This is a genomic window from Bartonella vinsonii subsp. vinsonii, from assembly GCF_902825235.1.
GTDB classification, from domain to species: Bacteria; Pseudomonadota; Alphaproteobacteria; order Rhizobiales; family Rhizobiaceae; genus Bartonella; species Bartonella vinsonii.
The window spans coordinates 511,850-532,855 of record NZ_CADEAJ010000001.1 but is presented as its reverse complement, the minus strand read 5'-3'; the positions used below and the strand labels follow the sequence as shown (position 1 = coordinate 532,855).

The window sequence follows — 21,006 nt, the reverse complement described above, 5'->3', positions numbered from 1 at the left end:
ATTCATATCCCCCCTTAAGTCAAATTCAAACCAGCACACACCTTCAAAGAGTGATGTTTTACGGCAGATAGGATAATAAGCTGCATTTTTGTTGTAACTTATAATTTCCCAATGACTTTTGAATGCCTCAATTTATCTTTTTTATAGCACTTTTACTCTTTTTAAAGCTTCTTTCTCTGCTTCTTCTTTTAACTTCATGTCATTGGCGCCCTCATACCTTTTTATTGTTTTTTCAATCTGATCATCAGTCCCTGCTTTAAAGACAATCATTGTTTCAAACGGACGAAATAATGACGATTGCGAAATATGAAAAAAGATCTTCATGCACAAATTGATTGGATCAAAATCGCTCAGCCGTGTTATTTTTAAGTCATCGATAGATATCGCTTTTTTTGACATGGCAAGACCAATAACATCGCTATTTTTCTCACCAAAATTTTGTACTTGTAAAAAACTCTTTTTAGCGTCATAAACTGTCGACATATTCATGACTTCGTTAAGACCTTGATCATCCATGCCCAATATGCCAAAAATGAATACAAGATCACGCCAAGAACAAGCTTTTTGAAAATAACAAGCATTGTACAAACGTGAGGGAACTTTAAGACCTCTGACTGCTTGTTGAATGATGCTTATAGCAAGCTTATATGATTGTTCATCTAAACGAAGATTACGAATGTCTGGAATGTAGATTTCTTGTGTTTCGCGCAACGGTGCAACTTCACTGTTTAATGCACTATCAATGAGCTTTTCTAACCAATTGTAACTCTTAGTATTATCCTGCTTTCGGAAGAACGATCTGATATCTTCTAAAAGACTGTACAGCCCATACTCTTCTCTAAAAGCATGCTCTCTTTGTTCACACGTCATTGTAAATGTATATCTATCTTCTCGTTTTTCCGGTATAGATGATGCTTCAATTTCTGGATCATTTACTTTCAATCGATCAACGCCTTCTCCACTTTTAACAGGGATCCAATGCTCCCCTCTAATAGTATTAAAAACTCTCGCCCCTTGCGCCTCCCTAAAAGAAATGTCTTGTTCAAGAAACAACTTTAATGGATTGGAATCATCCGATGTTAACGACATATCCTGTATTAAAGACTCCAAAATTTTCTCTTGAAGCTTAGCATCATTTATTAACGAATCTTTCCTATCCTCATAGAAATCCTTTAAGCCTTCTGGAATACGCCGATTGTAATTCTTAACGTCCTCTGCAAAGCAGCTGTTAATTATTTCCTTGTTTGTGGCTAATTTCATGAGATTATACCCCCGCTTCAATTCCAAATGATACTTTTTGTCAATAACTTCCAATACAGTTTTTATTAAAATTCTTGAAAAAGTTCATTATCTATTTCTTTGTACTTATCTTAATATTCACCACATTTCAGCTTATTGATAAATAGACTAAATTAAAACATAACTGCTATTTTTAATATACACATCCACTTAATCTTGCCTTATAACACGAATAGCAAAATTTTAACCAAAAACAGGTTAAGGGTCTTGTTTTTTAAGTCTTTGTCTTGATTAAAAAACTGCAAAGTAGCAAACTTGATTGTGAAGATAGTCATGCTCCATCATCTATTAGCCACCGATAAGAGTGTAATCAATCAAACAGTTTAAAAAAACTTTTAGCAAAATTTTAAAGCAGAAAAACGCACATTACCGAAAAAACGGGAGAGCAATGCATTTTACGCATCCTCCACCTTTTGCTTAAACAGCAAAAGAACTCCCAATCAATCACATCAAAATACTCCCCCGCTTAAAGCTTTTCATGCAGTTCAGATTACCTGTTAAAGCCCCCCTTTATCTAAAAGCATTCCAAGAAACTCCAACACCACCAAACCACAGCAAATGGAGTGTAAAGCTTACAAGAGCTTCAGGTCACCCCCTTATAAATGCAATAAATCACCTTTCTGCAACTTGAGAGATGATACTTGCATAGACTTTCGCATTGTTTGTTTTTACTTCAACGGCTCCCTTTATTGCATATGAAGCAATGGCGACCATGCTGGATCAGAAGCATCATTGGGCGTATCGACTTGGCGTTCATTGCGTCCAGTAATATCAATGGTATAAAGTTTGGGACCCATGCCCGGATTTTTACGAAAGAACATCAACACGCGCCCATTAGGAGCCCAAGTTGGTCCCTCATTGTGAAACCCTGTCGTTAAAATTCTTTCTCCTTGTCCATCAGGGCGCATAACACCAATGGAAAATTGTCCCTCTGATTGTTTTGTAAAAGCAATATAATCACCCCGTGGTGACCAAATGGGCGTAGAATAGCTCCCTTCATTTGAGGAAATACGCTGAACATTGCTTCCATCCGCATTCATTGTATAGATTTGCGGCTTTCCGCTGCGATCAGAGGAAAAGACGATTTGTGTCCCATCGGGTGAATAAGAGGCTGATGTATCAATGGCCGAAGTTGTTGTAAGCCGCGTCATTGTACGGGTACGTAAATCCATAGTATAAAGATTTGCACTCCCATCATTTTGCAACAAACTCATAATCACTTTTTGTCCATCAGAAGAAAAACGGGGAGCAATTGTCATATTGTTAAAGGTTCCTATCAACTCTCTTTGTCCCCTTTCAATTTGTTGAAGATAAACGTGGGGCACTTGATTATGGGGATAAGCCATATAGGTAATTTCTTGTCGCTTTGGTGAAAAGCGTGGTGTGAGAACCAACTCACTCCCATCAGAAATATAGACAAAATTTGCTCCATCTTGATCCATAATCGCTAAGCGTTTAATACGTGCATCTTGGGGACCCGTTTCATCTATAAAAACAATTCGCGTATCGAAATAACCGCTTTCCCCTGTCATCTCACTATAGATCTCATCGGCAATCATATGTGCAACACGCCGCCAATGTTCTATAGCAGTATAAAAACGCCGTCCCTTGAGTTGTCGTTGTCCAAAGACATCCCATAAACGAAACTCGACTCTCAATCGGCCATCAACTTCCCTTATCACTTGTCCAGTAACCAACCCTTGCGCTTTTGTTTTTTTCCAATACTTAAAACGCGGTTGCCTGTTAGGATTGATAATTCTTTCAAAAAAAGACGCCTTATCAAGCGGTAAAAAAAGTCCTGACCGTTCAAGATCATCTTTAACCACAGCTGCTATTTTCAACCCTATCGAATCATTAGAAATAAAATCCGTAATAGCAATAGGAATAGGATTAAAGTCAGCACTAGAAATAGTACCTTTCAGTTGTGCATGAACCGGTGAAAAACTTGAAAACCCCAAACAACAAGTGACGATAAGCCAAGAAAAAAAATTATGTCTCGTTATAGTCATCATGGAATGTATCCTTTCATTAAGAACAAAACATATCTGTATTTCATCGCGTTATTTTTTGAAGGGGATCAACATTAAAATCGAAGCCCTGCCCCCACAAATCATATTGATCACGTGGAAGATCAGCATAAGGTTGACATGAAAAAACAGCTGCATACACCTGTCTTATCATAATGGCTTTCTGGCTTTCTGCACCGCTTAAAGGATCAATAATGGGATCTCCCATAACCATCCCTTGACGGCTTAGGTAAAAGCGTAAACGCACAACCGGACGGTTTTTTAAATCACCACCAAGCGCTACAAGTTTAAGCTTCTGTTGAATGCACCCCCCAGCAATACTGACCAATGTTTGTGCCATTTTTGTGGTATCACCGATATTTTTTCTTGCTCCCAAAGCTTCTGGTGATCTAGAGTGTTTTGCCCCCCCTCCTTGCGTACGTGCACGATTCAGCAGATTACTTTCCTCACTTACCAAAATATCTTCAATTGTTTGGTCTTTTACTTGCTGGTGCTGTTTTTTTACTTCTTGCACACTTTGAGATGTGGATTGTTTGGGTGATTTTGGTTTGGATTGTGGAAGAGGAAACTTATCTGGCAGCGTTACGGGGGGAATTTTCTGGGGTGCTTGTGCTGCTTTTATAGATGTTTGGGGTATCGTTGGAGCCGACTCTTGCGGCAATGTTTTCTCTTTATTTTGGGGTGTTTTTAAAGACGCCTCTGGCTTTAACTCTGCAGCATCCTCTTGAGGTGTCTCCAAAGGCGCCTCTGGCTTTAACTCTGCAGCACCCTCTTGAGGTGTCTCCAAAGGCGCCTCTGGCTTTAACTCTGCAGCACCCTCTTGAGGTGTCTCCAAAGGCGCCTCTGGCTTTAACTCTGCAGCATCCTCTTGGGGTGTCTCCAAAGGCGCCTCTGGTTTTAACTCTGCAGCATCCTCTTGGGGTGTCTCCAAAGGCGCCTCTGGTTTTAACTCTGCAGCATCCTCTTGGGGTGTCTCCAAAGGCGCCTCTGGTTTTAACTCTGCAGCATCCTCTTGAGGTGTCTCCAAAGGCGCCTCTATTTTTGAAGGCGTTTGTGTATTTTTCTGTGATATTTCTTGCTCTGTAAATTCTGGTAAAGGATTTTCCAACGGGTTCTCTTCTCCTGATGGCGGAGGTGTTGCGTCAATAAGCCGTGGTTTTTCATCCTGTTTAAAGGGTGCGAGACTGTCGAGTATCCCTTCTCCAAAATGACGCGCGACTTCTTTTTCTTGTGGTTTGGTGGTTGGTTTCACTGCTGGAATTTCACGCACAGGGGCATTCACTGCTCCTTGTTGAGAAGACAACTCTTGCGTTAAAGGAGCAAGAGTAATCGGAATCGCTTCCAATTGCTGTGGAAGAGAAACAGGACTGATGAAATGAGCCCCCGCCCAACTAAGCAAAAACACATGTCCCGCAAGGGATAAAGTCAAGCCTCGTTTCATACTATGATAAGAGCCTTTGTTCATCTCCATACCTTGCATTTTTTTAAAACTGCCTGTTTCTTCACAGGCAAGGTGTATTGTACGTACAACATGTGACAGTTCATCATCATCTTATTGTGCCAAACTGGCTAAAGCCACTTGCGAAAAACCTGCTTTTTGAATATCGGCGAGTAGTTTTAACACTTGTTGATATTCAACAGTTTTAGCAGCACGTACAAAAAGACGCCTGTTCTTTTGTGCAGGCTCAGATTCCAATTTTGCTTTGAGTTGTGCAATGAGAGCTTCCGCTGTCTCGTAATAGTCTTGATTAATGGCGAAGCGCCCTTGGGCATCAAGGGAAACCGTGAGAGGGGTTTCTTGCGTTTGCACGGGTCCAGCTTGACTACGCGGCAAATCAAGAGGAACACCATTGACCAAAAGGGGCGCAGAAACCATAAAAATAATCAACAACACCAGCATGACATCAACAAATGGTGTCACATTGATCTCACTCATCAATTGACGATGTGAATGATGCCGCCTGCGTGTATTTTTTGAAGAAGAAGCAACAGAAATTCCCATGGAGTATTCCTCTTATAATGGTGAATGTGCTGTGAGGGTTTCATCAATACGCCGTGAGATAATGGTTGAGAATTCATCAGCAAAATTTTCTATTTGTGCAATGATCCGCGCACTTTCATGGACCAGTTTGTTATAGGCGATAACCGCTGGAATTGCTGCAAACAAACCGATAGCCGTGGCCAAAAGTGCTTCGGCAATGCCTGGAGCAACAATAGCCAATGATGTGTTTTGAGAAGCTGAAATAGAAAGAAAGGAACTCATAATTCCAATGACTGTTCCAAAAAGACCGATAAAAGGTCCCGCCGATCCCAATGTCGCTAAAAAACCTAATTTTGATTCTATTTTTGCACTTTCACGCCCCAGCGTGAGATCCATAGCCTTATCAATTCTACTTTGCAGACTTATCGATGTATGAATTCCTTTTTCGAGGGATTTTTTCCATTCCACCATTGCTGCCATAAAAACAGCAGAGATGCTATTGGTGCGTTGACTTTTACATTCAGCATAAAGATCTTCTAGCGCCTTACCAGACCAAAATACGCGTTCAAATTGTTTTATTTCACGCCGTATTCTCCGATAGGTGAAGATTTTATCAAAAATAATTGCCCAACTCCATACAGAAGCGAGCAGCAGTGCAATCATAACAGCTTTAACGATCCAACTTGCTTGCATAAACAAATGCAACATTCCCATCATTTCTGGATTCGTTAGTTCTATATGTGGCATCGTTTTTGTCCCCTTAAAGGTTCATTTGTAAAAATTTAATAAAGCAGATTGTTTTATAGTTTCTAAATTTCAAAAAAAAATTGCTATCTCTTCGGTTAAAGAACCCATACAATCTCACTTTTTGAACAGCGACCATTTTTAAACAAGAATTGTCGAAAAAAGCCCTTTAGGTAAACGTCGTGGTTTTCCTGTCTCATTAATGAGGGCAATTTCAACCTTTGCTGTTACCAACATTATATCCTCCCACACAATACATTGCTCCATAAAAAAGCGTGCTCCTTGAATGCCATTAATTCGCGTTTTAATTGTTAAAAGATGATCGATTTGTGCTGGTCGTAAAAAATTGATTTCCATATGGCGGACCACAAAAAACAGTTTTTCACCTTCAACACCTGATGCTAATATCTTGTTATTAAAGCCTGTATCCCGTAAAAATTCTGATCGTCCCCGTTCAAAAAATTCGAGATAGCGTGCATGGTACACCACGCCAGAAAAATCTGTATCAGCAACATAAACGCGCACTTGAAAATCATGAAACGGGTTTTCATGATCTTTTAAAAAAGATGTTTCCATCATCTGCTCCATCCCATACAATTTTTTGGAGGGGTAAATTGTCTTCTATCAACGGGGAGTTGACCGCATTTTTGTGTTAAAATCGTGGAAGTGAAAGCATAAAGTCCCAAATAGCCCAGCAGTCCCGCGCTTATTTTTAAGCATTTTTATAAGCATTTTCCCTCAATCAGTGTCTTTTTATCTCTGAAAAACATTTATCACTTAAGAGATATTTCAGTCATCATCTCCATCCCATAAAGTTGTTTGGAGAGATGAATTGTCTTGTATATCGGGCAAAGTGCGTTTTTGTGATGACGTTGTAGAAACTGGAGCACAAAGTCCCAAATGACTCCAAGCTTGTTCCGTAAGAATTCGCCCACGTGCAGTGCGCTGAATAAAGCCCTGCTGGAGAAGATAGGGTTCAATAATATCTTCAATAGCATCGCGCGGTTCTGAAAGAGCAGCCGCAATTGTTTCAATCCCCACGGGGCCTCCTAAAAAAGTCTCTGCAATGAGGAGCAAATAGCGACGATCAAGGGGATCAAGCCCAAGATGATCAACTTCAAGACGCGAAAGGGCTTCATCGGCAACTTTACGGTCAATTTTCTCCGCCCTTTTGACCAAAGCAAAATCACACACCCGTCGTAATAACCTCCCCGCAATGCGTGGCGTACCACGTGCGCGGCGTGCAATTTCATGGGCGCCATCATCACTTATCTGGACCGAAAAAAGCCGCGCATTGCGTTGAACAATATATTCCAGCTCCTCTATGGTATAAAAATTGAGACGAATTGGAATACCAAAACGATCTCGTAATGGGGTGGTTAACAATCCCAAACGGGTCGTTGCAGCCACCAAAGTAAATTTAGCAAGGTCAATTTTCACCGAACGGGCTGCGGGACCTTCACCAATGATAAGGTCCAGCTGATAATCTTCCATAGCTGGATAAAGGATTTCTTCAATTGCCGGACTTAAACGGTGAATTTCATCAATAAAAAGGACATCCCGTTCTTCTAGATTAGTCAAAAGGGCAGCCAAATCCCCTGCTTTAGCAATGACCGGTCCTGAAGTAGAGCGAAAATTCACCCCTAATTCTTTTGCCATAATCTGTGACAGCGTTGTTTTTCCCAATCCTGGGGGACCGACAAACAAAACATGGTCGAGTGCTTCTTGGCGTGCCTTTGCTGCTTCGATAAATATTTTCAAATTTGCCCGTGCCGCTTCTTGACCAATAAAGTCATCAAGCACTTGTGGTCTTAAAGAACGATCTGGATCGTTGGGGAGAGGAATGGCACCCAAAAGGCGTTGATCTTCATCTTTATGCATTGTTACCTTTTACTCAAGTGGAAGGAGAAAGCAGTTTGAGGCTATGGCGAATAAGCAGAGCAGAGGAAACATTTTCTCCTTCAAGATCTTTCATCGCTACAGCAAGAGCACGGGCTGCTTTATCACGTTCAAAACCGAGATTGATCAAAGCAGAGAGCGCCTCGTTGGTTGGTTGATGTGCCCCCTCCAGCTGATGCATTGGAGCAGTATGGGAAGCATTGTCATTGAAGGGGAGTGCTTTGCTTTTGAGTTCACCAACAATTCTTTCACTGACTTTTTTACCAACGCCTGGAGCACGACTAATCATGGCAATATCGTTTAATGCAATGGCTTGTGCAAGTTCATCTGGTGATAAAGTTCCCAAAATTGCTAAAGCAACCTTAGCCCCCACACCAGGAACATTTTGCAGCAAGCAAAACCACTCTTGTTCTGCTCTTGTAGCAAAACCAAAAAGGCGAATAGCATCTTCACGAACATGTGTTTCAATAAAGAGACTTATACTCTCACCAAGAGCCGGTAAAGAAGGACGCAGCCGATTTGACACAAAAACCACATAACCCACACCGTGAACATTCACAAGGATATGATCATCAAAGATATGTTCAAGGGTCCCTTTTAATTTACCGATCATGCTACAACCCCAATCATGCTGTAATCCTTGAACGATGAGAAATGCTGCTACGGTGCATGCTATGGCAAAGAGCAAGAGCAAGTGCATCAGCCGCATCATTGCTATCAAATTCAGCACGAGGAAGCAGAACTTTTACCATCATATGAATTTGTTCTTTAGCACCGTGACCAACACCAATAACTGATTTTTTTACTTTATTTGGCGCATATTCAAAAACGGGAAGATTTGCTTGCGCAGGAACAAGCAGAGCAACAGCGCGCGCTTGTCCAAGTTTTAAAGTAGCCGTAGCATCTTTATTAACAAACACGTGTTCCACAGCCGCTTCATGAGGCATAAATTGATGCATGATCTCTGAAAGTCCCCTATAGAGCTGGCAAAGTCTGGAAGCAAGGTCACACTTCACATGAGAAGAAACTGTCCCTGCTGCAATGAATTGAAGACGATTTCCTAAAAGATCGATGACACCCCATCCTGTATGCCGTAGTCCGGGATCAATGCCTATAATACGAATCGTCTCTGCCATAAATTCGAACTCTATACATTTTTGCGATGTTTGAACAGATGCGCTTACAAACAAAGAGAAAATACATCTTCTTTAGCAATGCGCATAAACCCCATAGACATACCTCAATGGAGAGAAGCATCAGACCTCAAAAGGCATTGTCTATCATAAGCTCAAAACCTTTATACCTTCTCCACACGTAAACAAAGGAACATACGAATAATACAGAGGGAAGAGAAAAAAAGAGATTGAAATGCCTTTTGAAAACCAAGCGTAGCGCTGAAGACAAAGCCTCTCATGAAAAACTGTAAATTACAGAAACTTTTTCATTTTTATTGTAAATCCCCTAAAATTCCTTTATGACTAAAAAGGTGATTTTGGTCGTATACGCAACGACCAATAGGGAACTGAAAACCCTAAAATCCGAGCGCGAAAATGAACCCACTATGTGGGCGTCCCGGGGATTCCGGGGGCTTTTGCTATGTCCAGGTGCTTTAAGCACTAAAAGCAAAAGGCTGACTCGGATTCAGTGTTTTCAGACTCCCGGAATACCAATGCGAGGGCGCTCGCAACCGGCGGGGGGCATGAAATGCAAACCAAAAACCTTTTTCACGACATTTTTATAGGTAAAAAAATTCGCTTTAAGCGAAAAATGTTGAAAATGTCTCAGAAAGAATTAGGGCACCACTTGAGAGTAAGCGCGCAACAAATTCAAAAATATGAAACAGGATTAAATCGTATAAGCGCTGGGCGTTTGAACGAAATTGCCAATATTCTCAACGTACCACTTTCCTTTTTTTATGCGGAGATTTTAACAAAGCAAGAGCCGCCATACCATCATGATGAAATCATCTCTAGTAAAGAAGAATATCTGCTTTTAAAAAGCTTTAGAGTTCTGAATTCTGTAAAACAAAAAGCAATTTTACAGTTAATCTCTGATCAGAAGTAAAACTTTGAACCGGCAAGATCAATGCACAAAAGTGCCACGGCTTTTCCCATAAATTTTGATGTGATGCAGAAGACAAAAAACGCGCTACAAAATTCTCTAAGAACGCCGAAATGCTGTTTTCAGAAATTCGATTTGTTTACCTACGGGATTTTCCTCTTCTAAGAGATGCGGAAATCCATCTTCTTTATTGGTGCGCATATACTGCATACGTGCTTCGAGACGAAGGGAACGTGCAACAAAATTGCGGAAGACTTCTGGTAATTCTTGCCAATGCACACTTTCTAATTTCAGTGTTGGTGTATGAAGTGATACTTTTGCAATTTCTTTTTGTATTTGTTCTGGTGTCATTTCTCCTTCACGCTCGGCACGAAGGAGGAGGAGTTGAGAAGCAATTTGCATCAGTCGTGTACTGAGAAACATAGCTTCTTTTGCATAAAGTGCAGAAATTTCTGCTGAAAGAGTCCGTGCAGCCAATTTACCTTCGGTGTCGATATAGGTTGCAGTTTCTTCAATCAAAGTCATCGTCTCTTCATAGAGGCGATTAAAGGCATTTTCAAACGCACTATGTTCAATCATGATGATGGGTTCATCATCGGAATGTTTAGGTGCACTCACGCTTTATACTCCCAATATCCTCACAAAGACTCTGATACTCAACGAAGTGAGAATTAAAAAGTTTCTTTTGTTACTGTAATAAATCGTTTTTTTATTGAGTACCTCTTTTAAAATGCTTGCGCAATGCGCTTCTTAAGCTAAGGTTAACGCGTCTTAAGAGCAGCATTACAAACTGACAGGTTTCTTTGCAGAAAACCACCGCAAAGGGTGACGTTTGTCACAATAATAAGCAACCCCAAATTGCACTATAATACCACTTATAATGAGGAGAGTATCGGAAAAAAACGTTCCTGTCATCACTGTTTTTAAAACCTGTCCAAACATAGCAAACACCGTACCGGTTACAAAGACTGGTAAACTGTGTTTTCCTAAGATAGCTAAGGGATGTTGTGGTGAGACACGAAAGCACGCACTCAAGCGTGGCAAGCAGAGGATCAGAGTTGCTAAAGCAATCACATGGAGCAGACGGGGCAAGCTTAAAAAAGTTTTATTAAAATTCATCAAAGGGGAAGAAGACCAGCCAAGCCACTGTAAAACACCCCACCAATTCAAGCGAACCCACAACAGCGAAAGCAAAAGATAGCCGACAGCAAGAATAATCCAAAAAGGCTGAAAAGCGATGGTTTTACCTTGCTTAAGAGACAAAGTGCTAGTCACACCGATGACAAACAAGAATTGCCAAGACAAAGGATTAAAAAACCACTGTCCTTCTAAAGGATAAGAAGGTGGAGCAATCTCATACAATCCGCAGATGAGATAGAGTATGAATGAACCCAAAAGCAGCAGTCCTTTGTGCTTACAACTACAATAAAGGAAAAGAGGTGCAAAAAACATCAGAGTCATATAAAGGGGAAGAATATTATTATATCCCAATTGATGCCCCAAGCTTAAAATGCTAAAAAAAGCGACAAAAGGTTGGGTATAAAAGAGACCCACATTATTCATCGTTAAAAGTTGCTCTGTACGCCATAATAAGAAGGCTCCTAAAAAAAGGCTGAGCGTTACAAAAGTTGTAAAAAGATAGGCTCCATAAAGCTGCAAAGCCCTCTGCCAAAGTTTGCGAACAATAAAAATAAAAGACTCTCGAGATAAATACGCATGAAAACTTAATCCAAGCGAAACACCTGAAAGCAAAACAAAGATTTCTGCTGAATCAGAAAAACCAAAGTTTTTATGTGTGATATGTTCGTATAAGGTTCCGGGAATATGGTTGATGAAAATCGTCAATAAAGCTAAAGAACGAAAAACATCAATGCGTGTATCACGATAAGAAGGATGTGTTTTATGCTTAAAAACGGCTTGGATACTCATAAACGGACCCCCATACGCAACAAAAGAGATCGTTCGCTTTTAGCAAAGCGCGCTTATATGATGAAATTTTATTTTTAAAAGTCAAGTTTATTTTTAAAATCAAGGACTTTGCATGACAAAACAAAAAAATAAACCGCCTGAATCGCATCTTGAATCGCATTCTCAAACGGAATCCTATCCTCAATTGGTTTTGACATTAGATGTTCGACGCGCTTTAGATTCTGAGCTTTTGCGCCAACTCTTGCACACCCCAACCTCGCAAACTCAAAGCACGCAAACAAAATCTTTTGCATGCGTTATTCTCTATGATTCCCAAGATGATGAAGCTTTTTTACAAAAACGCGCGCAAATCTATAGAGAAGATATTCAAGGGAATGATATTGCCCTTCTCATTGCGGGTGACAGCCGCATTGCCGGACGAATAAAGGCGGATGGCTTGCATGTAGAGGGTGATCTTAACACTCTTGCAAACCTTGAAAATCAGAAAAAGGAGCAAAAAATCATAGGTTTTGGAAATTTGCGCAATCGCCATAGCGCCATGCTTGCTGGAGAAACCGGCGTAGATTATCTGCTGTTTGGAAAACTTGGTGCTGATAAAAAACCACATGCACACCCGCGCAATGTGCAGTTAGGACAGTGGTGGGCAGAAGTGATGGAAATCCCTGCCATTGTTCAGGCGGGGAGCGATTTTGCAAGTTTTGATGAAGTGCTCAAAACCGCTTGTGAATTTATCGCTGTTGAAGAAATCATTTTTACCCACGACAATCCCTTGATAATACTTGAAATGATGCAAGAAAAATGTAAAAAATCCCCCCTGTGATACACAGATTCTATCATGAATGCTTTATAATACTGAGGGGGACAGAAATGGATGAGGATCACCTAAGACATGATGGAACGTTTGAAGAGCTTCAAGAGATAGTTCGCAAAGCTGGATATAAAATCATAGACATTACATGCGAACCAACTTTCGCTGGGTCCCCACGAAGTCGCACTGGGAGTGCGTATAATATTGAAATTTCTAAGGGAAAATACATTACTTGGTTTACAAACACAAGAATAGTCCTCTGTCACGATGAAAAAACCGTTAAAAAAAAGTTAGAAAAAGAGCTGGCTAAGTATAGAGTAGCTAAATATACAGAAAAATCAATCCCCTCCTCTCTAACGGATACTTCCAATGTCTCACCCCTCCCTTCTCCAAAAATCTTTATCGTTCACGGTCATGATCATACTGCTCTAGAGCAACTTGAACTTATTCTTCATAAGCTTAAGCTTGAACCATACGTCTTGCAAAATACGAGTGGCAATGGTTCAACCATCATTGAAGCTTTAGAAAAAGAAATTAATACGCAAAAAAGTTCGATAAAATTTGGTATTGTCCTACTTACTCCCGATGACATGGGCTATGCCAAATCTGCCGGTGAAACAGCAGCAAAACCTCGTGCACGACAAAATGTTATTCTCGAAATGGGTATGTTAATGTCCGCACTTTCTCGCAAAAATGTTGCTATTCTCGTAAAAGAAAACCAAAATATTGAGAAACCTTCAGATATTAGTGGAATTAAATACATTGGTTTCAGTAACCACGTAAAAGAGGCAATTCCAGAGCTTTGTCAACATTTACAAGCCTCTGGTTTTAATATTGGTCCAAAAGAAATTGCTGATGCATTCAGTTAAATTTAAACAACGCCCACTGAGGATTTGAAACAATTTCCTGAATATAAAGATGAGAGAGATTTGTTCGATTTTAAAATGGAAAAAGAATTGGAGTATTCCAGCGGAAAATATTGAATCTCTTTCCGTGAAAGAGCAACTTATGTAATAATTTATCGTTTAAGCCAAAAGAGTATTGAAAAATTTATGGACAATAGAGTGTGGATGTATAATAATGATAGCGTCTAAAATAGAGAAAAGTGGAAAGGAAATACTATCATGAAAAATGCCCTTTCTCCGTTCGTCTCAGAGTTTGAAACCATTGAACAGGAAAACAGTTATACTACGTGGCTCCGTGAAAAAGCAGCAATGAGCCTTGCGAATCCACATCCTGCACTTGCACATGATGAAGTTATGGCTGAAATGGAAACTATCATAGAACAGTTTGAAGCTGAACAGAAGAAATTCTAATGCTACCAGTTGTCTGGTTGCCTTCGGCGCGCAATGATTTACGTCAAATTTTAACTTACATTGCTCGAGAAAATCCGTCTGCTGCGCGGCGAATGAAAAAACTTCTGGAAGCTTGTGTCCTGCCATTGTCCGAGCATCCGTACCTATATCGCCAAAGTGAGAGAGTGCTAGGATTGCGAGAAATCATAGCGCATCCGAACTATCTTATATTGTACCGAGTAGCGGCAAGGAAAATTGAGATTGTTACCGTAGCACACGCCCGCCGTGAATTTCCACTCTCTATTTGATTTAATTGCAAAACACATCACCTCTCCGTTTTAAGAAACTATAAATTACAGAAACTTTTTTCATTTTCATTGTAAATTCCCTGAAATTCCTTTATGACTAAAAAGGTGGTTTTGGTCGTATACGCAACGACCAATAGGGATCTAAAAACCCGAAAACTCAAACATAAAATTCTCCCGCTTTGCAACTATCTCATGATTCTGGGAGATTTTGCTATGTCCAGGTGCTCTAAGCACTAAAAGCAAAATGCTGAGTTAGGTTCAGTATTTTCAAGCTCCCGGAATACCAATGCGAGGGCGCTCGCAACCGGCGGGGGGGAGTAAAATGCAAACTAAAAACCTTTTTCACGACACTTTTATAGGTAAAAAAATTCGCTTTAAGCGAAAAATGCTGAAAATGTCTCAGAAAGAATTAGGGCACCACTTGAGAGTAAGCGCGCAACAAATCCAAAAATATGAAACAGGATTAAATCGTATAAGTGCTGGGCGTTTGAACGAAATTGCCAATATTCTCAACGTACCACTTTCCTTTTTTTATGCGGAGATCTTAACAAAGCAAGAGCCCCCATACCATCATGATGAAATCATCTCGAGCGAAGAAGAATATCTGCTTTTAAAAAGCTTTAGAGTTCTGAATTCTGTAAAACAAAAAGCAATTTTACAGTTAATCTCTGATCAAAAGTAAAAGTTTGAACAAGCATGGAAAAGCACTCCCCTCTCCATTCATAAGCATTCAATGGAAAAAATCATTTCTGCTCCTCCTTTGATCATGCTTGAAATGATGATGAAAAAATGTAAAAATTCCCACTTGTGATGGGGAGAGAGCATCCATGATAAAAAAAGGCATGATAAAAAGAAGCTTTTTTATTCTGATAGTGGTTTGGCTTGCAACCACTGTTGAAAGCTCTGCTAACATCACCGAAGAAGCCTCGAATCTTGAGCATTCCCTCAATACTATTCAAGAATCTTCAGAGACAAAAGAACCATTCCAGCCCCTACAAGCAGGACAATATGATCAAGCCTATGACTATTACATCCAAGGCTATTATTTGAAAGCTTTTCGTGAAGCACTAAGACGTGCAGAGCAAAATGATCCTTTTGCACAAACGCTTCTTGCGCGCATTTATATGGAAGGATGCGCCGTTCCTATTGATGGCGCACGCGCCGCTTTGTGGTATGGGCGTGCCGCAAAACAAGGGGAACCACAAGCGCAATTGCGCTATGGTCTTATGTTGTTTGATGGTCATTTTATTACACAAAATCAAGAACTTGGCGGACAGTTTATTCAAAAAGCCGTAGAGGCTGGTGTAAAAGAATCCTATTTTTATTATGGACAAATGCTTCTCTACAAAGCCTCTCGTGAAAAGCAGGCTCTTCCTGGTGTTTCCTCACAAAACCGTGAAAGTGAAGCAAAAGAACAAGCTTTAAAATGGTTTTTAAAAGGCGCTGCCCTTGGTGATGCTAATGCTGCTTTTGCCGCCGCAAGAATACTTGCCACCGGCACATTAACACGGCCAAAGGATGACCGTAATGCACGCAAACTCATGGAAGCTGCTGCGCAAAACAAACATTTTGAAGCGCAAATTCTTTTGGCACAATGGCTTGTGCAAGGGCGTGGCGGAGAAACCGATTTTCAACGTGCTTTTCGTTTGCTTCTGGGTCATGCGCACGACATGATCCCCCCAGCACAAATTTCTCTTGCAAGGCTTTATCGGGATGGAATAGGCACAAAAGGCGATATCATCATGGCTGCCGCATGGTATATACTTGCCAAGCAAGCGAAAATGGAAGCGCCTGACCTTGAAATGATGCTCCAAGGGATGAACAATACACAATTGGAAAAAGCGCAAAAAGAGGCAATAAAACTCCTCCCTATTTTTTAAGAATGCTCCAAGAGCAATACTGTTTTTTACTTCCAAGAGATAAAATTTATAGAAATTCTGAGAATTTTTGCACTGTTCAGGTGCTTTAAGCACTAAAAGCAAAAAAGGCTGATTCGAATTCAGTATTTTCAAGCTCCCAAAATACGCATAAGAGAGTGCTCGCAACCGGCGTGGAAATACAAACACAAGACCTTTATAACGACATTTTATAGGCAAAAAAATTCGTTTTAGGCGAAAAATGTTGAAAATGTCTCAGAAAGAATTAGAGCACCATTTAGGTGTCAACTTCCAACAAATTCAAAAATATGAAACAAGATTAAATCGTGTAAATACTAGGCGTTTGAAGGAAATTTCTGAGAGACTCGATACCCCAATTTCTTGTTTAGGCGGATATCCTCACAAAACAAGAACCTCCACACCATCATGATAAAATTATCTCTAGCAAAGAAGAATATCTGCTTTTTAAAAGCTTTAGAGTTTTAAATGCTGTCAAAAAAAGAGCCATCCTACAGCTCATCGCTGATCAGAATGAGAACTTTTAACATCATGATATAGGGAGGCGCTACACTCTCTGTTCTTGACTTGCCTCACATACCTCAAAGGACAAAAATCCCTTCCCTATCCAGTTGGTAAACAATCCGTCTTCACGACGCCTCCCATGAATGGTATAATGATAAAGCCATTGAGCACCCCCATCTTTACGCTTATGAAGGTGCAAGCCAGCGCCATCATTATATTTGCCAGCTCCCAATGTTGCGACAGCCCTTGCATTAAGACGATTCATTAAAGGCATTTTTGTTCCTTTCTAAACGGTTTTTTATCCACACGATAACCCCGCTTATGACGTGCAAGTAAGTGACTTTAATTGATTGAACATAAGATGATTTGAGATGAGAAAATCTTACAATATTCGGGGGTCTCATTCAATATGCAAAACAGTAAATTATCATTATAAATCAATGTGTTGTCTTCTCAGAACGGCACTCTTTTAGCTTCCCATTTCATGTGGTACATTTTACAAAATTATCCGGTCAAGCTCTCCCTCAAATATTCACTACACATTCTCATCAAAACATCACATGTTCAAAGTCTTATGCCTTATAGCAGCACACCTCAAACGATAGTATTTTACAATAAACAGGATAAGCATTCATGCGTATTTTAAAAAGGTAGCCTTCAAAAAACAATGCTTGAAAATTTATTTGGTCGATCTGAAACAACGCCTAAAGCATCATTTTATAATGATGATGGAAGACGTGATCTTAACATGCAAACACAAAAATTGCTTTTTATCGCAATCACTAAAAGCAGCAGTTTATTAAAATATACGCCGCAAGAAACACTTCAAGCAGCTTAAATTAAAGCTGTAGCCATTATTCATTGATTAATTGCCGCTTGATTGAAACCCGATATGTTGTTAGTGTAGTTATGAATAAAGTTGCTCTTATTTCTGGAATAGAAACTTCTCAGGAGAGCCTAGCAATAGTAAGGGGGATTAAGATGTTAAAATATTTATTGCTGCCACCGGTTGTGTTGGTGGCGGGATGCGCATCTGTAGGCAGTTATTCATCAAATTATGTTGATCAAAGTCTTACGAAACATCAAGCAAAATTAGTCGCTAGCGATTTCATTGGCAATATAAAAAGATCTTTACCACCTGCTACAACCACACTTCTTATAAAGAAAAATGATACAGTAGACAATTTTACTCCTTTATTTATCAATCTGTTGCGACAGAATGAATATAATGTGATCTACACAGATCAACCTCAAAAGCAGAAAAATATGGGCGTAAATTTGAGTTATAGAATACGATTAAATAATAGAGCTATAGTATCTCTTCTTCAGTATAATGTTGCCGGAGAGCCACGTGCTCATATAAGTACTCGTCCTAGATGAACCCGCTATTTAATGTGAACGTTATCTATATTTTAAACGTCAAGACTTAAAAGTTCTTGCGAAAAGCAAAAAGATTTGTACCTCAATAAAAACCCTCATTTTAGCCAGAGCGAATAAATCTCATTATATATTGTAACAATACAAAATAATGTAAGTTATGGCTTTAAGATTTAAGGAAAGAAGAGTAATAAAAAAATGAAAAATGCTCCATACCCTAGCGAATTATTATGTGAAGATGTAGATGCAAAACTTGGCTTATCTGCGATTGAAGCAGCTGAATAGCTTTCTATATTCCATGTAGCATTTTCTAGGATATTGGTAAAATCCTCATAACGACATTTTTATTGACAAGTTCATTGGCAAAAAAATTCGTTTTAGGCGAAAAATGTTGAAAATGTCTCAGAAAGAATTAGAGCACCATTTAGGTGTCAACTTCCAACAAATTCAAAAATATGAAACAAGATTAAATCGTGTCAGTGCAAGGCACTTAAAAGAAATTGCCTATAATATCTTGAATGTTTCGCTTGTCTTTTTTTATGCTGATCTCTTAAAAAAACACCAGCCTCCTGATGAAATCGCATCAAGCATAGGGAATACCTGCTGCTCAAAAGATTTAGAGTTCTAACCTCGATGAAACAAAGAGCCATTTTACCGCTGATCTCTGATTAAAATGCAAGCTAACATCATACGATAGTACACACCAAGCTCTATCACATGAAACACTATAACAAACTCCGTCCTCAAATATTCATCACATATTCTCAATTAAAAACATCTCATGGTTTTACGGAACTTATATCATTGCCATCAATTATGATATTTTACGACACAACGAGATAAATTCCCCCAAAAATTCTAAAAAATTTTTGTGCAAATTTTTAAAGGGCTTGCGTCTTCGCATTTTTTATGGTCTTGCAAAGAGTTGAAAAGTAAGAACAGAGAGGGGGGGTTTTGGGAGAACTTGATCAAGGCTTTTTTCTTTGCAAAGAGCATGAGAACGCCCACGGCAAAAAAGCAAAAAGCGCTTCATAAAAGCCGTGGGAGAGCCTACCGCAAGGATAACAAAGGGGCTTACCACTAAACAGCAAAAGAGCTCGCCGCAAGACAACGAGGGGGGATTGCCGTAAGGATAGAGAGTTCTTTTTGCAAGAATGGAATTGGATAGAAACGATGAAAATTAATGGCAATGAAATTCGTCCTGGTAATGTAATTGAGCACCAAGGAAGCTTATGGGTTGCTGTGAAATGCAATGCTGTAAAACCAGGAAAAGGTGGTGCCTTTAATCAAGTTGAAATGAAAAATTTGATTGATGGTACAAAACTCAATGAACGCTTTCGTGCTGCTGAAACGGTTGAACGCGTACGCCTTGAACAAAAGGATTTTACTTTTCTTTATGAACAAGGGGATGCTTTGGTTTTTATGGATTCGCAATCTTATGAACAACTTGAATTGCAGAAAGACTTTGTTGGTGAGCGCGCTGCTTTTCTCCAAGATGGGATGACTGTTACCGTTGAACTTTATCAAGAAAAACCCATTGGCATCTCGCTTCCAGATCAAGTCACTGTAACGATTGCAGAAGCTGATCCTGCCATCAAAGGGCAAACGGTGACATCTTCTTATAAGCCTGCCATTCTTGAAAATGGTATGCGGATTCTTGTACCACCTTTTATTAATGCCGGTGAACGTATCATTGTCGACACCAACGAATTGATTTATTTGCGTCGTGCGAATGAAAAAGGATAAATAAAGGAAGAACAGATGGCCCATTCTGCAATCATGAATGTCATGGTGCAAGCCGCAATGAAAGCTGGACGCTCTCTGGTGCGTGATTACGGTGAAGTACAAAATTTGCAAGTATCTTTGAAAGGACCAGCAGATTATGTAAGCCAAGCAGATCGCAAAGCTGAAAAAATTATCTTCAATGAATTAAGCAAAGCACGGCCTAAATTTGGTTTTCTGATGGAAGAATCTGAAGAAATTATTGGAGAGGATTCACAACATCGTTTTATTGTTGATCCTTTGGATGGCACAACAAATTTTCTCCATGGTATTCCTTTTTTTGCTGTTTCCATTGCCTTGGAAAGTCAGGGGAAAATTGTTGCTGCTGTCATTTATAATCCCGTGAGTGATGAATTGTTTACTGCTGAACGCGGCGGCGGTGCTTTTTTTAATGACCGGCGCTGTCGCGTTTCCGCACGACGCCGATTAGAAGATTGTGTCATTGCAACGGGCATGCCCCATTTTGGACGCCCAAATCATGGAGCATATCTTATCGAATTGCGCAATGTAATGGCGGAAGTTTCTGGACTTCGCCGTTTTGGCGCTGCTGCTCTTGATTTAGCTTATGTCGCAGCTGGCCGAACCGATGGATTTTGGGAAGATAATTTGCAAATTTGGGATATGGCTGCTGGAATTTTGATGGTTCGCGAAGCCGGTGGTTTTGTTACCGATAAAGATGGAGGCGATGCTATCTTTCGCAAAAAAAATATCATCGCGGGCAATGAACGCATTCGCCTTAAATTGGAAGAAGCCCTCAAAAAAGGCATTTAAACCCCAAAAGAAGAGTCCCTAAAGGCCAAGATTTGAGAACATCACTCTCCACCTTCTAAGTCGCTGGTTCACAAAGCTGGTAATTTTGTTACCAATAAAGAAGGAAAAAACGCTCTATTTCGCAAAAAAATATCATCGCAGATAATAAACACATTCCCATGAAGCGGAAAAAACACTTCAAAAAGGCACTTCTCTCAGATATTCAAGCCCCCTATCCTATACTGTCCATAATAATATTTCCCCCCATTTCAATCCAAACAGTCTGGCACACCAGATTTAAAAGGATTTAAAAGTTCCCAATTTTGCTAACGTTATGATTGAAGCAA

The 21,006-nt window shown here is 39.9% G+C and carries 22 protein-coding genes and 3 pseudogenes; 13 read left to right on the top strand and 12 right to left on the bottom strand.

Annotation, left to right across the window (positions count from 1 at the left end; all coding sequences use genetic code 11):
- Positions 1–141: 141 nt before the first annotated feature.
- The 9 genes from J7R12_RS02250 to ruvC all read right to left on the bottom strand — a co-directional run bounded on the left by J7R12_RS02250 (position 142) and on the right by ruvC (position 9,086).
- A complete protein-coding gene (locus J7R12_RS02250) occupies positions 142–1,260 on the bottom strand; it encodes a phage major capsid protein (RefSeq protein WP_126601825.1) in 1,119 nt (372 codons plus the stop codon).
- Positions 1,261–1,985: 725 nt separating this feature from the next.
- Complete coding sequence (gene tolB / locus J7R12_RS02245) at positions 1,986–3,308, bottom strand: Tol-Pal system beta propeller repeat protein TolB (protein WP_197721523.1); 1,323 nt, start codon at positions 3,306–3,308, stop codon at positions 1,986–1,988.
- A 43-nt stretch (positions 3,309–3,351) separates the two neighbouring features.
- A complete protein-coding gene (locus J7R12_RS02240; protein WP_208439027.1) occupies positions 3,352–4,791 on the bottom strand; it encodes a cell envelope biogenesis protein TolA in 1,440 nt (479 codons plus the stop codon).
- 87 nt (positions 4,792–4,878) lie between these two features.
- The gene (tolR, locus tag J7R12_RS02235) at positions 4,879–5,328 is read right to left on the bottom strand and encodes a protein TolR (protein WP_126601831.1); all 450 of its coding nucleotides are present in this window, start codon (positions 5,326–5,328) and stop codon (positions 4,879–4,881) included.
- Between the two features lie 12 nt (positions 5,329–5,340).
- Positions 5,341–6,054, bottom strand: a complete 714-nt coding sequence (gene tolQ / locus J7R12_RS02230; RefSeq protein WP_126601833.1) for a protein TolQ — start codon at positions 6,052–6,054, stop codon at positions 5,341–5,343.
- A gap of 138 nt (positions 6,055–6,192) precedes the next feature.
- Positions 6,193–6,627 (bottom strand): tol-pal system-associated acyl-CoA thioesterase, encoded by a 435-nt coding sequence (gene ybgC / locus J7R12_RS02225; RefSeq protein ID WP_126603989.1) that lies wholly within the window; start codon positions 6,625–6,627, stop codon positions 6,193–6,195.
- 213 nt (positions 6,628–6,840) lie between these two features.
- Entirely contained in the window at positions 6,841–7,932 is a 1,092-nt protein-coding gene (gene ruvB / locus J7R12_RS02220) for a Holliday junction branch migration DNA helicase RuvB (protein ID WP_126601834.1), read from the bottom strand.
- A 13-nt stretch (positions 7,933–7,945) separates the two neighbouring features.
- Complete coding sequence (ruvA, locus tag J7R12_RS02215) at positions 7,946–8,563, bottom strand: Holliday junction branch migration protein RuvA (protein ID WP_126601836.1); 618 nt, start codon at positions 8,561–8,563, stop codon at positions 7,946–7,948.
- Between the two features lie 13 nt (positions 8,564–8,576).
- On the bottom strand, positions 8,577–9,086 hold the full coding sequence (ruvC, locus tag J7R12_RS02210; RefSeq protein WP_126601838.1) for a crossover junction endodeoxyribonuclease RuvC: 510 nt from the start codon (positions 9,084–9,086) through the stop codon (positions 8,577–8,579).
- A 568-nt stretch (positions 9,087–9,654) separates the two neighbouring features.
- Here ruvC and J7R12_RS02205 point away from each other — a divergent pair.
- Positions 9,655–10,014 (top strand): helix-turn-helix domain-containing protein, encoded by a 360-nt coding sequence (locus J7R12_RS02205; RefSeq protein ID WP_197721511.1) that lies wholly within the window; start codon positions 9,655–9,657, stop codon positions 10,012–10,014.
- 96 nt (positions 10,015–10,110) lie between these two features.
- On the opposite strand, the gene J7R12_RS02200 is transcribed toward J7R12_RS02205, so the two are convergent.
- Complete coding sequence (locus J7R12_RS02200; protein WP_126601840.1) at positions 10,111–10,629, bottom strand: DUF1465 family protein; 519 nt, start codon at positions 10,627–10,629, stop codon at positions 10,111–10,113.
- A gap of 165 nt (positions 10,630–10,794) precedes the next feature.
- Positions 10,795–11,940 carry an OpgC family protein gene (locus J7R12_RS02195; protein WP_126601842.1) on the bottom strand — a complete coding sequence of 382 codons (1,146 nt, stop codon included), beginning with the start codon at positions 11,938–11,940 and terminating at the stop codon, positions 10,795–10,797.
- 112 nt (positions 11,941–12,052) lie between these two features.
- Between J7R12_RS02195 and J7R12_RS02190 the strand changes: the two genes are divergently transcribed.
- From J7R12_RS02190 to J7R12_RS02160, 7 genes and pseudogenes are all read left to right on the top strand, one after another.
- Positions 12,053–12,760, top strand: coding sequence for a thiamine phosphate synthase (locus J7R12_RS02190; RefSeq protein WP_126601844.1), 708 nt, complete (start codon positions 12,053–12,055; stop codon positions 12,758–12,760).
- Between the two features lie 47 nt (positions 12,761–12,807).
- Complete coding sequence (locus tag J7R12_RS02185) at positions 12,808–13,617, top strand: TIR domain-containing protein (RefSeq protein WP_126601846.1); 810 nt, start codon at positions 12,808–12,810, stop codon at positions 13,615–13,617.
- A gap of 255 nt (positions 13,618–13,872) precedes the next feature.
- Complete coding sequence (relB, locus tag J7R12_RS02180; protein ID WP_126601848.1) at positions 13,873–14,064, top strand: type II toxin-antitoxin system RelB family antitoxin; 192 nt, start codon at positions 13,873–13,875, stop codon at positions 14,062–14,064.
- Entirely contained in the window at positions 14,064–14,351 is a 288-nt protein-coding gene (locus tag J7R12_RS09180) for a type II toxin-antitoxin system RelE/ParE family toxin (protein ID WP_126601850.1), read from the top strand. The genes relB and J7R12_RS09180 overlap by 1 nt, the downstream gene beginning before the upstream one ends.
- Before the next feature lie 286 nt (positions 14,352–14,637).
- Positions 14,638–15,033, top strand: a complete 396-nt coding sequence (locus J7R12_RS02170) for a helix-turn-helix domain-containing protein (RefSeq protein WP_126601852.1) — start codon at positions 14,638–14,640, stop codon at positions 15,031–15,033.
- A 160-nt stretch (positions 15,034–15,193) separates the two neighbouring features.
- On the top strand, positions 15,194–16,231 hold the full coding sequence (locus tag J7R12_RS02165; RefSeq protein ID WP_126603990.1) for a tetratricopeptide repeat protein: 1,038 nt from the start codon (positions 15,194–15,196) through the stop codon (positions 16,229–16,231).
- Between the two features lie 176 nt (positions 16,232–16,407).
- Positions 16,408–16,773, top strand: a pseudogene (locus tag J7R12_RS02160) (helix-turn-helix domain-containing protein).
- Between the two features lie 92 nt (positions 16,774–16,865).
- Here J7R12_RS02160 and J7R12_RS02155 read toward each other — a convergent pair.
- Positions 16,866–17,024 (bottom strand): annotated as a pseudogene (locus tag J7R12_RS02155) (integrase); the annotation flags it as partial.
- Positions 17,025–17,417: 393 nt separating this feature from the next.
- Between J7R12_RS02155 and J7R12_RS02150 the strand changes: the two are divergent.
- The 5 genes and pseudogenes from J7R12_RS02150 (at position 17,418) to J7R12_RS02130 (ending at position 20,680) form a co-directional block, all read left to right on the top strand.
- Complete coding sequence (locus J7R12_RS02150; RefSeq protein WP_164713716.1) at positions 17,418–17,588, top strand: hypothetical protein; 171 nt, start codon at positions 17,418–17,420, stop codon at positions 17,586–17,588.
- A 143-nt stretch (positions 17,589–17,731) separates the two neighbouring features.
- A complete protein-coding gene (locus J7R12_RS02145) occupies positions 17,732–18,130 on the top strand; it encodes a hypothetical protein (RefSeq protein WP_126603991.1) in 399 nt (132 codons plus the stop codon).
- 385 nt (positions 18,131–18,515) lie between these two features.
- A pseudogene (locus J7R12_RS02140) lies at positions 18,516–18,799 on the top strand (helix-turn-helix domain-containing protein).
- A 501-nt stretch (positions 18,800–19,300) separates the two neighbouring features.
- Positions 19,301–19,873, top strand: a complete 573-nt coding sequence (efp, locus tag J7R12_RS02135; RefSeq protein ID WP_004862819.1) for an elongation factor P — start codon at positions 19,301–19,303, stop codon at positions 19,871–19,873.
- 15 nt (positions 19,874–19,888) lie between these two features.
- The gene (locus J7R12_RS02130; protein WP_004862815.1) at positions 19,889–20,680 is read left to right on the top strand and encodes an inositol monophosphatase family protein; all 792 of its coding nucleotides are present in this window, start codon (positions 19,889–19,891) and stop codon (positions 20,678–20,680) included.
- The last annotated feature ends 326 nt before the right edge of the window (positions 20,681–21,006 follow it).

Bases quoted from the DNA above. Each gene is read 5' to 3' on its own strand.
- J7R12_RS02145 (WP_126603991.1), top strand. From the start codon at position 17,732: ATGTTAAAATATTTATTGCTGCCACCGGTTGTGTTGGTGGCGGGATGC.
- J7R12_RS02185 (WP_126601846.1), top strand. From the start codon at position 12,808: ATGGATGAGGATCACCTAAGACATGATGGAACGTTTGAAGAGCTTCAA.
- J7R12_RS09180 (WP_126601850.1), top strand. From the start codon at position 14,064: ATGCTACCAGTTGTCTGGTTGCCTTCGGCGCGCAATGATTTACGTCAA.
- relB (WP_126601848.1), top strand. From the start codon at position 13,873: ATGAAAAATGCCCTTTCTCCGTTCGTCTCAGAGTTTGAAACCATTGAA.
- ybgC (WP_126603989.1), bottom strand. From the start codon at position 6,627: ATGGAAACATCTTTTTTAAAAGATCATGAAAACCCGTTTCATGATTTT.
- efp (WP_004862819.1), top strand. From the start codon at position 19,301: ATGAAAATTAATGGCAATGAAATTCGTCCTGGTAATGTAATTGAGCAC.
- J7R12_RS02190 (WP_126601844.1), top strand. From the start codon at position 12,053: ATGACAAAACAAAAAAATAAACCGCCTGAATCGCATCTTGAATCGCAT.
- J7R12_RS02250 (WP_126601825.1), bottom strand. From the start codon at position 1,260: ATGAAATTAGCCACAAACAAGGAAATAATTAACAGCTGCTTTGCAGAG.
- tolR (WP_126601831.1), bottom strand. From the start codon at position 5,328: ATGGGAATTTCTGTTGCTTCTTCTTCAAAAAATACACGCAGGCGGCAT.
- tolB (WP_197721523.1), bottom strand. From the start codon at position 3,308: ATGACTATAACGAGACATAATTTTTTTTCTTGGCTTATCGTCACTTGT.
- J7R12_RS02130 (WP_004862815.1), top strand. From the start codon at position 19,889: ATGGCCCATTCTGCAATCATGAATGTCATGGTGCAAGCCGCAATGAAA.
- ruvC (WP_126601838.1), bottom strand. From the start codon at position 9,086: ATGGCAGAGACGATTCGTATTATAGGCATTGATCCCGGACTACGGCAT.
- J7R12_RS02195 (WP_126601842.1), bottom strand. From the start codon at position 11,940: ATGAGTATCCAAGCCGTTTTTAAGCATAAAACACATCCTTCTTATCGT.
- ruvA (WP_126601836.1), bottom strand. From the start codon at position 8,563: ATGATCGGTAAATTAAAAGGGACCCTTGAACATATCTTTGATGATCAT.
- tolQ (WP_126601833.1), bottom strand. From the start codon at position 6,054: ATGCCACATATAGAACTAACGAATCCAGAAATGATGGGAATGTTGCAT.
- ruvB (WP_126601834.1), bottom strand. From the start codon at position 7,932: ATGCATAAAGATGAAGATCAACGCCTTTTGGGTGCCATTCCTCTCCCC.
- J7R12_RS02170 (WP_126601852.1), top strand. From the start codon at position 14,638: ATGCGAGGGCGCTCGCAACCGGCGGGGGGGAGTAAAATGCAAACTAAA.
- J7R12_RS02205 (WP_197721511.1), top strand. From the start codon at position 9,655: ATGCAAACCAAAAACCTTTTTCACGACATTTTTATAGGTAAAAAAATT.
- J7R12_RS02150 (WP_164713716.1), top strand. From the start codon at position 17,418: ATGCTTGAAAATTTATTTGGTCGATCTGAAACAACGCCTAAAGCATCA.
- J7R12_RS02240 (WP_208439027.1), bottom strand. From the start codon at position 4,791: ATGAACAAAGGCTCTTATCATAGTATGAAACGAGGCTTGACTTTATCC.
- J7R12_RS02165 (WP_126603990.1), top strand. From the start codon at position 15,194: ATGATAAAAAGAAGCTTTTTTATTCTGATAGTGGTTTGGCTTGCAACC.